The organism is Luteibacter anthropi, assembly GCF_011759365.1.
Lineage (GTDB): Bacteria > Pseudomonadota > Gammaproteobacteria > Xanthomonadales > Rhodanobacteraceae > Luteibacter > Luteibacter anthropi.
Genome location: NZ_JAARLZ010000001.1, coordinates 649,562 through 661,922, shown reverse-complemented (window position 1 = coordinate 661,922; position 12,361 = coordinate 649,562). Strand labels below are relative to the sequence as shown.

10 protein-coding genes are annotated in these 12,361 nt (G+C 64.6%); 3 read left to right on the top strand and 7 right to left on the bottom strand.

The features are described 5' to 3' along the window. The first annotated feature begins 123 nt into the window (after positions 1–123). Positions 124–2,118, top strand: a complete 1,995-nt coding sequence (locus HBF25_RS02785; RefSeq protein WP_166946307.1) for a UvrD-helicase domain-containing protein — start codon at positions 124–126, stop codon at positions 2,116–2,118. A gap of 146 nt (positions 2,119–2,264) precedes the next feature. On the opposite strand, the gene HBF25_RS02780 is transcribed toward HBF25_RS02785, so the two are convergent. Both HBF25_RS02780 and HBF25_RS02775 read right to left on the bottom strand, forming a co-directional pair. After that, complete coding sequence (locus HBF25_RS02780; RefSeq protein WP_166946305.1) at positions 2,265–3,458, bottom strand: class I SAM-dependent methyltransferase; 1,194 nt, start codon at positions 3,456–3,458, stop codon at positions 2,265–2,267. Between the two features lie 133 nt (positions 3,459–3,591). Then, positions 3,592–5,700 (bottom strand): TonB-dependent receptor, encoded by a 2,109-nt coding sequence (locus HBF25_RS02775; RefSeq protein WP_166946303.1) that lies wholly within the window; start codon positions 5,698–5,700, stop codon positions 3,592–3,594. A 135-nt stretch (positions 5,701–5,835) separates the two neighbouring features. Here HBF25_RS02775 and HBF25_RS02770 point away from each other — a divergent pair, with 135 nt between their 5' ends. Both HBF25_RS02770 and HBF25_RS02765 read left to right on the top strand, forming a co-directional pair. Continuing rightward, on the top strand, positions 5,836–6,714 hold the full coding sequence (locus HBF25_RS02770; RefSeq protein ID WP_166946301.1) for a hypothetical protein: 879 nt from the start codon (positions 5,836–5,838) through the stop codon (positions 6,712–6,714). A gap of 51 nt (positions 6,715–6,765) precedes the next feature. Beyond that, positions 6,766–7,503, top strand: coding sequence for a pteridine reductase (locus HBF25_RS02765; protein ID WP_166946299.1), 738 nt, complete (start codon positions 6,766–6,768; stop codon positions 7,501–7,503). A gap of 22 nt (positions 7,504–7,525) precedes the next feature. On the opposite strand, the gene HBF25_RS02760 is transcribed toward HBF25_RS02765, so the two are convergent. The 5 genes from HBF25_RS02760 to tsaD all read right to left on the bottom strand — a co-directional run bounded on the left by HBF25_RS02760 (position 7,526) and on the right by tsaD (position 12,354). Then, on the bottom strand, positions 7,526–8,383 hold the full coding sequence (locus HBF25_RS02760) for a DUF6159 family protein (protein WP_166946297.1): 858 nt from the start codon (positions 8,381–8,383) through the stop codon (positions 7,526–7,528). Positions 8,384–8,998: 615 nt separating this feature from the next. Continuing rightward, on the bottom strand, positions 8,999–9,499 hold the full coding sequence (gene folK, locus HBF25_RS02755) for a 2-amino-4-hydroxy-6-hydroxymethyldihydropteridine diphosphokinase (RefSeq protein WP_166946295.1): 501 nt from the start codon (positions 9,497–9,499) through the stop codon (positions 8,999–9,001). Further along, positions 9,500–10,765 (bottom strand): mechanosensitive ion channel family protein, encoded by a 1,266-nt coding sequence (locus HBF25_RS02750; RefSeq protein ID WP_243852969.1) that lies wholly within the window; start codon positions 10,763–10,765, stop codon positions 9,500–9,502. After that, entirely contained in the window at positions 10,762–11,121 is a 360-nt protein-coding gene (gene folB / locus HBF25_RS02745) for a dihydroneopterin aldolase (RefSeq protein WP_166946293.1), read from the bottom strand. Before folB ends, HBF25_RS02750 begins: the two co-directional genes overlap by 4 nt. Before the next feature lie 207 nt (positions 11,122–11,328). Continuing rightward, positions 11,329–12,354 (bottom strand): tRNA (adenosine(37)-N6)-threonylcarbamoyltransferase complex transferase subunit TsaD, encoded by a 1,026-nt coding sequence (gene tsaD / locus HBF25_RS02740; RefSeq protein ID WP_166946456.1) that lies wholly within the window; start codon positions 12,352–12,354, stop codon positions 11,329–11,331. Between the last annotated feature and the right edge of the window lie 7 nt (positions 12,355–12,361).

Below are 12,361 nucleotides of genomic sequence, written 5' to 3'. Positions count from 1 at the left end.
CGGGCCCGGTCCGTTCGTGACCGGACATGGTACCCAAACCCGCCCCCGCCGGCTCCGCCCGCCCCCGGTCCGCCACCTGCTACCATCCGGGGCCTCGTCCGCCAGTCCACCCCGGCCGATCCGATGCTCAACCCCCAACAACACGCGGCCGTCGAATACTGCGACGGTCCCCTCCTTGTGCTGGCCGGCGCCGGCTCCGGCAAGACCCGTGTCATCACGGAGAAGATCTCGCACCTGATCTCCCGGCGGCACCTGGCGGCCGAGAAGATCGCGGCGATCACCTTCACCAACAAGGCCGCGAAGGAAATGCGCGAGCGCGTGGGCCGGCTCATCTCCGACGATGCCGCCCGGGCGCTTACCGTGTGCACCTTCCACGCGCTGGGCCTGAAATTCCTGCAGATCGAGCACGAGCGCGCGCAGCTGCGCCGCGGCTTCTCGGTGCTGGATGCCGAAGACAGCGCGAACATGATCAAGGAGCTGTCGCCCAAGGGCGTGAAGCCCGAGGTGATCACCGGCATCCGCAACCTGCTGGGCAAGGCGAAGAACTCCGGCCTCACGCCGGAAGAAGCCATGGCTGCCGCACGTACGCCGCGCGAGATCGAGGCGGCGACGATCTACGATCTTTACCAGCAGCGCCTCGCTGCCTTCAACGCGGTGGATTTCGACGACCTCATCCGCCTGCCGTTGCGCATCCTCGAAACCGATGCCGATGCGCGCGCGATCTGGCAGGAGCGCCTGCGCTACCTGCTGGTGGACGAATACCAGGATACCAACGACGCACAGTATCGCCTGCTGAAGACCATCGCAGGGCCGAAGGCGCGCTTTACCTGCGTGGGTGATGACGACCAGAGCATCTACGCCTGGCGTGGCGCCAACCCGGAAAACATCGACCAGTTGGGTCGCGACTTCCCGCAGCTTCGCGTGATCAAGCTGGAACAGAACTATCGCTGTGCCAAGCGTATCCTGCGTGCGGCAAACCATCTCATCGCGAACAATCCGCACGTTCACGAGAAGAAATTGTGGAGCGACCACGTCGAAGGCCCACCCATCCGCGTGATCGAGTGCAAGGACGGCGATCACGAAGCCGAGCGCATTGCCGCCATCGCGTCCACGCTGCACGAGAAGTACAAGGACAAGGGTTGCCGATGGGATGATTTCTGCATCCTGTATCGCGGCAATTTCCAGGCACGTCCGCTGGAAAAGGCGCTGCGCCTGGCCAAGGTGCCTTACCACCTGAGTGGCGCGCTGTCGTTCCTGGACCGTGCCGAGGTGAAGGACATCCTCTGCTATCTGCGCCTGCTCACCAATCCCACCGACGATGCGGCGTTTCTTCGCGTGGTGAACGTGCCCAAGCGGGAGATCGGTTCGACATCCCTGGAAAAGCTGGGCCAGATCGCGCAGACGCGCAATGCCTCGTTGCTGGATGCCGCGCGCAGCGATGCCGCGCTGAAGAACCTGGCCGCGCGCCCTGCTTCTGCACTGGCGGGTTTCTCGCGGCTGATGGACGAGCTGCGCAGTCACGCCGTGCACGAGAGTGCGGCGGATCTCGTCGCCACCGTGGTAGAGAAAACCGGCTATGGCGCGCACATTGCAGCGACGACACCGGATGATGCCCTGCGTGAGCGCCGCCTGGGCAATATACGCGAGCTGATGGACTGGTTCCGCGCCATGGGCCGCGATGGTGGCCGCACCGGCGACATCGCGCAGCAGCTGGCCTTGCTGAGCCATGCCGATCGTGATGATCCCGGCAATGCCTTGCGCATGATGACGCTGCATTCGGCGAAGGGCCTGGAATTCCGCTTCGTCTTCATCGTGGGTTGCGAGGATGGCACGCTGCCGCATGAGGGCGCGCTGGATGAAGGCCGGCTCGATGAGGAGCGGCGCCTGATGTATGTGGGTATCACGCGTGCGAAGGAGATGCTGACGCTTTCGTATGCGTCACGCTCCAAGAAGTACGGCGAGGTGCTGTCGAACGATCCCAGCCGGTTTCTTGAAGAGCTGCCGCAGGATGATCTGCATTGGGATGGGCAGGATCCGGAAGCGGATGCCGAGGTGAAGAAAGACACCGCGGAATCGCATATGGCGAAGATCCGGGCGATGCTGGCGGGGAATGGGTGAGCCGCGGGGCTTGGCTGCCGGCTTCGGATCAAGGTGGTCGCGCGCGAGGCGCGCTCCTACAGTTGGGGTGTCGCTTCGTTGTGGTTGCGCGGCCGCCCTTGTAGGAGCGCGCCTTGCGCGCGACCGTCATCGCGAAACGCCGAACCCTAAAGCCGCGCCCCCTGATCCGCCGCCAGCACGGCCTCCGGCAACACCGAAGGATCCACACCCCGTGCAAACAGCATCACCTGGAACCGCTCCCCCATCTGATCCGGCAGGGTGAGCTTCTTCACTTCCTGCGCCAGTCGGTAACGCGCCGCTTCGTCATCCAGCGCAAGGTAGTCATTCTCGAAAAACTCCTGCATATCGGCAGCGATAAGAAACTGCGCCTGCGGCACATACGCGGCTACACCGAAGCCGGCACTGTTACCCGCCTCGGCCAGCGCCGTGAAATCCACCGACGCCGTGAGATCCTGAAGACCCGGCAGGAAGAACGCATCGCCATGCGCGCGATGACGGTAGAACGCACGCAAGGTGCCGTCCGTGCGCTCGGGCAGGTAATACTCGCTGCGCGTATACCCATAGTCTGCAAAGATCATCGCGCCCTTGCGAAGCGTTCCCGCCACCGCCTGCATCCAGTACGGCAGCTGCGGAAGGATCTCGGTACGGTAACCGGCCTCGAATTCGCGCCCGAGGTCACGCTCGACATGGCGGACCGCGCCATTGACCAGCACGTCGGCCGGGCGGTCGTTGCGATGAAACCTGCCATCGCCATCGAGCACCACGTATTCCTCGTAGACCTCGCCGTCGCGCGTGGTGAAGCGCGTGGTCGGCAGCGCATCGATCACCTCGTTGGCGAACAGCACGCCCTCCCATTCTTCTTCCAGCGGAGCGTCGAGCCATACAGCCCGCGCCGCCAGTGCCGGCGGCAGGTTGGCATGCAGGCGCTCACGCTGGCGCTCGCGCAGGTCGGCGCTGGGCTCCAGGATCATGTAACGGCGCGGGACCTTCCCAGCGACATCGAGCGCGCGCAACGCAGCTTCCGCAAAGGCACCACTGCCACCGCCGATCTCCATGAAGTCGGCATCCGGCCCCAGCGACGCCAGCACCGGCTCGAAAGCGCGTACGACGCAGCGGGCAAACAGCGTGCCCAGCTCGGGGGCGGTGACGAAGTCGCCGTCTGCGCCGAACTTGGTCTTGCCTGCGCTGTAATAGCCCAGGCCGGGGGTATAGAGGCAGCGTTCCATGAAGCGCGAGAACGGCATCGGGCCATGCGCGGCGATTTCTTCACGCAGCAGGGCGGACAGGTGTTCGGAGTGGGCGCGCTCGTCGGCGCCGGGTTCGGGGAGGCGGTCGGTCATGGGGATCAGGATAACCGATCCCATGGGGTGAGCCGAAGGCAGTCGCCAGTCTGGTCGCGCGCAAGGCGCGCTCCTACAGGGCAAACGTGTAGGAGCGCGCCTTGCGCGCGACCGGTGCGAAGCGAGGCTTCCCTTAGAAATCCTGCTGCAACGAAAGGAACACGCCACGACGCGGACCAAACTGCGGCGCGCCTACGCCGATACCCGTGCCATCACGCAGCTCATACGTGCGATCCAGCGCATTCACCAGAGCCAGCTGCGCATGCGTCGCCGCCCCCTGGAAGAACTGGAAATCGCGACCGACGCTGAGGTTCAGCTGGAAATAGGCCGGCATGGTATCGCCGTTGGGCACGATTCCATCACGACGCAGGCCTGATCCGTAGAGGTAGTCCGCACCGATGCGCGTCGTATCGCCGAATACATAGCTGACACCGCCCGACGAGGTGAACTTCTGGTCGTGGTCGAGGTGGATGTAATGATCCGCGATATAGGCCAGGTCATCCGGCTGGAAGTTGTACTGGCTGGTGATCACGTTCTTGCCGACCGAGCGGTTGTACGCGAAGTTGAAATACGCCGTGAGCGCACCGCCGTCGTAGTTCACCGTGAACTCGGTACCCTTCACGCGACCCTGGTCGTAGTTGAACGTGGAATACACCAGCGCCGTGCCGAACTGGCCTTCATCCTGGATGCGCGAAACGCGACGCTTGTAGCTGTCCAGGCCAAGCGTCCACTGGCTGCCGATCTTCTGCGAGATACCGATGTCGTAATAGCTGGAACGCTCGGCCAGCGGGGTATCGTTGCCACTATCCGGCTGCGCACCCGTGGTGCCCGCGAACTTCGCGATCGTGGTCGGCGAAATCATCTCCGAGGCCGGCGGCGTGAAGTAACGCGAATAGCCGGCATGGATGGTTGTGGTATCGGTGGGCTGGTACACCACGCCCACACGCGGGCTGAGCTGGCTTTCCACGCGGAACGCGTCGTAACGGTCACCGCGCAGGCCGTAGTTCACGGTCCATTTGTCGCCGATGCTCCACTCGTCCTGCAGGTACACCGCATAGGTACGGGCGAGCACGCGGCTCGTATCGAGGATGTTGAGCGGCACGGTCGACGACTGCGCACCGGTGTCGTCCACCGGGAACACCAGCGAATTATTGCTGGACGTGGCACGCTCGAACGAGCCGTAGATGCCGTAACGCAGGGTGTGGTTGTCACCCCACGGCGTCGAGAAATCTGCCTGCAGCGTGGTCGCGCGATTGGCACGACGCACGGTGGACGCCACGCCGTTGAACATCAGGTCGCCGATGTCGTCGGGCGTGAAATCCAGGCCGCTGTAGCGCGCGCCAGCCGACACCTGATAAGCGGTATCACCCAGCTTTCCCTGCAGGCTCAGCACGCCGAAACGGGTCTTTTCCTGCTGCCGGTCATTGAGCTGGGAGGAATCGAAGTTGGTGACGTCGAGGTAACCGAACTGCGGGGTCTGACCCGGGTTGTTCGGCAGTTCGAAGCGGTTGTTGGTCACGCCGAACATGAAGCTCAGGCGCGTATCGTTGTTGATCAGATACGAGACATCGCCGAAGGCCTTCACCTGGTTGGTGTGGTCATGGATCGGCTTGCGGCTGGACGTCGGGTTTTCGATGCCGACATCGTTTTCGAGGTAGTTGGCGGTGAGGAACCAGCTCCAGTCACCACTGCGGCCGAACAGCGTGGCGTTCGGGTTCACCGTGCCGAACTGGCCGCCGGTGATGCCCACGCTGCCGCCGACGCCATCCTGCTTCGGCGTACGCGTGGTGATATCCACCACGGCGGCCGTACGGTCACCGTACTGGGCCGGCAGCGCACCCGTGAGCAGCTTCACGCTGTCGATGGTGCGCGCGTCGAGCGTCTGGCCGAAACCGCCGATGCTTTCGGGAATCAGCACGCCGTTGATGCGGTACTGCAGGTTGGCGTGATCGCCACGCACATGCAGCTGGCCGTAGGAATCCTGGACCACACCCGGCGCCTGCAGGATCGCCTGGTTCAGCGGCGTGGAATCACCCAGCGGAAGGGCCTGGATCGTCTGCCGGTCCATCACGTACTGGCTGCTGCCGGTATCGGGCGAAAGGCTGTTGCGTGCCTCGTCGAGGCGGGCGGTCACATCGACCTCGCCCAGATTCGTAGCTTTTTGCGGAGGCGCGTCATCCGCAAAAACAGGGGCGGCGGCGAGCGCCAGGGCGATGCTGAGAGCGAGACGGGCGGGAGTCATCGGGGGCCTTTCGTAAAATGTTATAATGTTGCGATACACAGTTTCATGACGGTACCTTTCCAACCGCTTTCACGCAAGCGTTAAACATGATGCGCTATCAATCGAAGGCATATCGTTTTTCTGCCGGATACCCTCATGCCAAAGCGCGATTCCGAGTCCACTTCCCGCGAGATCGTTCCCGTCACGGCCGGTGACCGTGGCGATAGTGCTGTCGCCAAGGCGATCCTCGAATTCGTCAGTCGCATCCCTGAAAGCGACGTGCCGCGCGCAAGCAAAAGCACGGTGGAAGAGGAATGCCGACGCCTCGCCAGCACCGCCGCCAACAAGGCGGCACTCACCGCCGGTTCGCTCGCCCTGCCACCAGGGCCGCTCGGCTGGCTGACGGTGCTACCCGAACTGGTGGCCATCTGGCGCATCCAGGGGCAGCTCGTGAGCGACATTGCCGCGGCGTACGGCAAGACAGCCAAGCTGGGTCGCGAGCAGATGCTGTGGTGCCTGTTCCGACACACGGCAGCGCAGGCGTTTCGTGACATCGCCATACGCGTGGGTGACCGGCTGGTATTCCGCACTACCGCAACGAGCGTGTTGCAGCGTCTGGCAGGACGCATCGGCGTAAGCGTGTCCAAGCGCGCCGTAGGCAAAGGCATTTCACGCTGGCTGCCCGTGGTCGGTGCACTGGGAGTAGGCGCTTACGCTTACTACGACACCGGACAAGTCGCGAAGACCGCCATCGACCTGTTCAGTGGAGAAATTCATATCGATGATGGCGATGAGTCTTCGTCGAAGACGCCAAAGCATCGCGCTACTGACGACAAGACGGCCCCCATCGCCGACACGGCCGGCGATCCGTCGCCCAAGGCGACGTCCCGCAAGCCAATGAAGAAGGCGGCTCCAAAAAAACGAGCCGCTGCAACCAAAACGACAAAATCGGCCACCCGGAAGGCCACGAAGAAAACCGTCGCCAAGCGCACTCCTGCAAAGAGAAGCATCCGCAAGGCAAAGCCCGCGACGTGACGTCACCGGTCGTTTGCGTCAAGCTTCACCCATCGTGAAAAAGGAACTCCGATGAACGCCTCGCCGGTCGTGCTCGTCACCGGTGGCGCCCGACGTGTGGGTGCCACCATCGTTCGCCATCTGCATGCCGCCGGATGCCGGCTGGCCGTGCACTACCGCCACTCCGGCGACGAAGCCCGGATGCTGGCCGACGAACTCAACGCATCGCGCGAAGGCAGCGTAGCGACCTTCGCCGCCCCGCTCGAAGACGATGCCGCACTGCCGACACTCGTGTCGTCCGTCATCGCCACCTTCGGTCGCCTAGACGGACTGGTGAACAACGCCTCGGCGTTCTATCCGACCCCTATCGGCACCGCCACGGGCAAGCAGTGGGACGACCTCTTCGCCGCCAATGCACGCGCACCTTTTTTTCTGGCGCAAGCGGCCGCGCCAGAGCTTCGTAAAAACAGGGGCGCCATCGTCAACATCGTGGACATCTACGCCGAGCGGCCTCTCGCGGATCACCCCATCTATACGATGGCAAAGGCCGCACTGGCGATGCTCACGCTGTCGCTGGCGAAGGATCTCGCCCCCGACGTACGCGTCAACGCCGTGGCGCCGGGGGCCATCCTGTGGCCCGAGTCGGGCAAGCCGGAAGACGCTGCCGAAACGCTCATCGCAAAAACACCACTGGCCCGCAAGGGTGAGCCAGATGACGTCGCCGAAGCGGTGCGCTGGCTGATGCTGGACGCCCGCTACACCACGGGGCAGACCATCCGCATCGACGGCGGACGCACGCTCACCATCTGATCGTGCGCTGCCGGTAAACCGATCAGTTCTTCTGGCGGAATGCCGATTCAAGCAGGGCTCGGTCGAAACCCTGCCCCGGATCGCCTTCCTGCGTGTAGCGGTAAAGTGCAGCGGAATACACACCGTGCATCGCCGTCTGGAAGAGGCTCAGGGCAACCAGGCCAAGCACGCCCGCCGCAGCCACAGCGATCATCAGCGCCATGGATTGCGTGGCCGCCGCGGCACCGAACAGGATGAGGCTGACGGCGACCAGGCAGAACGTCAGGATGCCGCCCACGACGCCAATACCGGCGTTGCCGATGAGGTTCTCGCCCCAGGTACCCTTGAGCAGCGATGCACTGCGCTTGACGGCATCCACCGGACCAATGTCCTGCGCGGCCAGCACCGGCACCACGAGAAAAGTCGCCACCGACCAGCCAAAGCCCAGCATGCCGATCACGATGCGCCCGATCAGGCCGAAGCGCTCCTGGAGGGAACGCAGGATGACACCGACGGTCGCCGCGATCAGGGCATAACCAAGGATGCTGGGTAACCGGCTCCAGGCCGCACTCAGGCCCTCACGGAACGTCGGATTGCCGCCACCCAGGCGAACCAGGGCCGCCGAGGCAAGCGCCGTGTTGAAGAAAATCACCACGGCATATTGCACAAAGTAGAAAACAAAGCTGAGCAGCATGACCAGCGGCGGCATCACATGATGGCGCTGCCCTTCGAAGTCGGCATGGTGATGCCGCAGCGACATGAACACCGGCCAGCCGAAGCTGGCGATCACCACCAGCGAGCAAAGCCCCGCCAGCAATGGAAACAGCATCAGCTCCTTGTCCTGCCGGAGAATATTGGCGCTGGCCTTCATCAACGCCCAGCTACGTGCGAACTTGCCCATGTCCTTCCGATTCCCTTGGCCGAGTGCGCGCTTTGTAGCACCTGAACGCCCCCGCCGCCATAGCCCCTTCTTCCTGTAGGAGCGCGCCTCGCGCGCGACCGGGGTATCGCAAACGATGAAAATTTTCGCGATAACCGGTCGCGCGCAGGCGCGCTCTTACAACAAGCCGCGATCACGTTCGACAGAGGCGGCGGGGGCGGCCCTTGGCGCGACTTGATGGAGGTGAGGGGAGCGGGCGGAAAAGGCCCGACGGGTGGCGGTCAGGATGACCGCCATTTCCCGCCGAGACACGGAGGTCGAGTCGGGAAACCCCGCCCGCTCCCCGGGCCCGAAGGGGCGTAAGCCATAAGACACTGAGCCGCGCAGCGGCTCCTCCTTTCCCGAGGGACACCGCAGGCCGGAGCGACAAGGGCCGCCCCCGTCGGCTCTGCGACGCTACGTATCAGCACCGAGCGCGAGGCCGTAAGGCTAGCCCTTCCTACGGAGCGAAACACCACATGGACTGGGTTTCTACGGAGCGCAACATCGCCGATGCGATCAGCTCCCACACCTTCGGTAGCGAGGCCTCTACGGTCGTTAACGAAACGTATCAAACGGTCGCGCGCAGGCGCGCTCCTACAGGAGGAGGGAGGTCAGGTGGGGGTCTACGGTTAGTGGTTCTTTTGCTTTGGGGAAAGCCTGCCATAGCTCGGCCATGCTTTGGCCGCTGACGGGGTGGCGCAGGTCCGGGGCGATGTCGGCCATCGGTTTCAGAACGAAGGCGTGGCGCAGTTCGCTGCGGGGCAGTTCCAGGTGGCCCTCGCCGCTCAGAACCAGGTCGTCGTAGAGAACGATGTCCACGTCGAGTGTCCGGCTGGCGTAGCGGTCGCCGCCACGGATGCGGCCATGGCGGTCCTCCAGCGCGTGGAGCCAGTCGTTGAGCTCCTGGGGAGGCAGGTCGCTGTCGAGGCCCACCGCCAGGTTCAGGAAATCGGGGCCGTCGAAGCCCACCGCCGCGCTCCGGTACACCGGCGAGACGTCCAGCGCACCAAAGCGCTCGCGAATCTCGGCCACGGCGGCGGACAACCAGCGCCCCGCGTCGATGTTGGAACCCAGGCTCAGGTACGCGCGGCCCATTCAGTGCTCCACGACACCTGCGTCGCGCAGGGCGGAAAAAGCCTCGCGCACGTCGCCACCCGATGGCTGCTGGAACGGACGCAGGCCGAACTCGGGAAGGATCGCGATGAGGTGATCGAAGATATCGGCCTGGATACGCTCGTAATCGAGCCAGACCACGGTATTGGTGAAGCAGTAGATCTCGAACGGAATGCCCTGCGCACCCGGGTCGCGCATGCGCACCATGCGGGTCATGCGATCGTGTACGTCCGGATGCGCCGTGATATAGGCCTCGGCATAGGCACGAAAGGCACCGATATTGGTCTGTCGGCGCCGGTTCACCGGCAGCCTGCCCGGCTCGCCCAGGGCTTCGTTCCAGCGCTGGATGTCTTCGCGCTTGCGGACGAGGTAATCCTTCAGCAGGCGCACCTTGCCGAAGCGTTCTATTTCGTCGTCTTCGAGAAAACGCACGCAGGCCGCATCGACATAAAGCTCGCGCTTGATGCGGCGACCGCCGGACTCGGACATGCCGCGCCAGTTCTGGAACGACTCGGCGATGAGCTTCCACGTTGGTACGGTGACGATGGTGCGGTCGAAATTGCGCACCTTCACCGTATGCAGCGTGATGTCGATGACGTCGCCATCCACGCCGGCCGAAGACATCGTGATCCAGTCGCCCACGCGCAGCATGTCGTTGGTGCTGAGCTGGATGCCCGCGACGAAACCCAGGATGGTGTCCTTGAACACCAGCAGCAGCACCGCCGACATGGCGCCGATGCCCGACAGCAGCAGGCCGATGCTCTGGTGGGTGAGCTTGGTGATCACCAGCACCAGCGCCACGATCCACAGCGCGAGGTTCAGCAATTGCACTACGCCCTTGATCGAGCGCTTGCCGGCAGGTGTTGCGCTATAAAGCGATTCGAAGGCGATCAGCGCGCGCCCCAGCGAGGCGATCACGCAGACGATCATCCAGCACACGGCAAGGTTGCGCACGAAGACGCCAATGCCGTCACCGGGTTCGAGCAGTATGTCGATGCCGTAATAGATGACGATGGCCGGCAGCATGCGCGCCAGCCAGCGGAAGGCGCCGTGCTCGTAGAGCGCATCGTCCCAGCGCCAGACGGTGTGTCGCGTGGCCACGCGCACCACGCGGTGCAGGAACAGGCGGCCGATGAGGCCTACCAGCCACGCCGCGAGGAACAGGCCGGCCACCAGCGTGACACGACGCAGCTCCGGCGATTCGATGAAGCCCTCCACGACCGAGAGCGCCGCCTTCGGGGCCATCATTCCGGCTTCGTACCCCGCTCGATACGCACACCTACGGCCTTCGCGCCACGTACGGCGCCGGGCTTGGAGAGTTTCAGGCGCACCCAGGAGACGCCGAATTCCTCGCGCACGATCTCGGCGCAGCGTTCGGCCAGGGTTTCCACGAGGCCGAAGCTGGACGATTCCACGTAGGACTGCAGCCGCCTGGAGACCGACTTGTAGTTGAGGGTGTGTTCGATGTCGTCGCTGGCGGCCGGGCGACGGTTGTCGAAGGCCATTTCCAGGTCGAACGACAGCGTCTGCCGGATACGGCGTTCCCAGTCGTAGATGCCGATGACCGCGTCGATGCGCAGGTCTTCGATGAAGACGATGTCCATGAAGAGGGGGCTGTTGTTGCTTGGGAGTGTTACAGGGTCGGTGACTGACCCGCTTAACGCAAGCCATGCAGGAGCGCGCCTTGCGCGCGACCGGGGGTACCACTCCCTCTCACCCGCTACCGGACGTCCCTGTAGGAGCGCGCCTGCGCGCGACCGGACCGGCCTGCGCCTCTGGTCGCGCGCAGGCGCGCTCCTACAGGGAGGGTGTCAGGCAGCGGGGGGCAGGGTTTCGAGGCTCCAGCGGGGTTGTACCTGGATCGTTTCATCCTGCTGCTGACCCGCCGCGAGGCGGATCGCGCCGGCCAGGGCGATCATGGCGCCGTTGTCCGTGCAGAACTGGAGACGAGGGAAGTACACGCGGAAGCCATCGGCGGCGCCGGCCTCGGCCAGCTGGGCCCGCAGGCGCTTGTTGGCACCCACGCCGCCCGCGATCACCAGCCGCTTCGCACCCGTGGCTTCCAGCGCGCGCCGGCACTTGATGGCCAGGGTATCCACGATGGCTTCCTCGAAGCCCCGGGCGATGTCCGCGCGCACCTGATCCGACTGGTCGGACTTCTGCCAGGCCAGCAGCACCTGGGTCTTGAGACCCGAGAAGCTGAAATCCAGCCCCGGCCGGTCGACCATGGGGCGGGAGAAGCGGAACGCGCCGGGCGTGCCCTGCTCGGCCAGCTTTGCCAGCGCCGGGCCGCCGGGATACGGCAGGCCCATCAACTTGGCGGTCTTGTCGAAGGCCTCGCCGGCGGCGTCATCCAGGGTGTCGCCCAGGATGCGGTACTGGCCGATGGCCTTGACCTCCACCAGCATCGAATGCCCGCCGGAGACCAGCAGGGCCACGAAAGGCGGCTCCGGCGGGTCGTCTTCGAGCAGGGGCGCCAGCAGGTGGCCCTCCATATGATGTACACCGATAGCCGGCACGCCGAGCGCCCAGGCCATGGCACGGGCGGCGGCGGCACCCACCAGCAGCGCGCCCACCAGGCCGGGGCCGGCCGTATAGGCCACCCCGCCCAGGTCGGCCGGCGTGAGGCCGGCCTCCTTCAGGGCCTCGCGGACCAGGGGCAGCAGCTTGCGCACATGGTCGCGGCTGGCCAGTTCGGGCACCACGCCACCATATTCGGCATGCAGGGCGATCTGGCTGTAGAGCGCATGGGAAAGCAGCCCGCGACCCGGCTGTTCAGGGTCCCAGCGGAGCAGGGCCACGCCCGTCTCGTCGCAGGAGGTTTCCACGCCCAACACAGGCTTT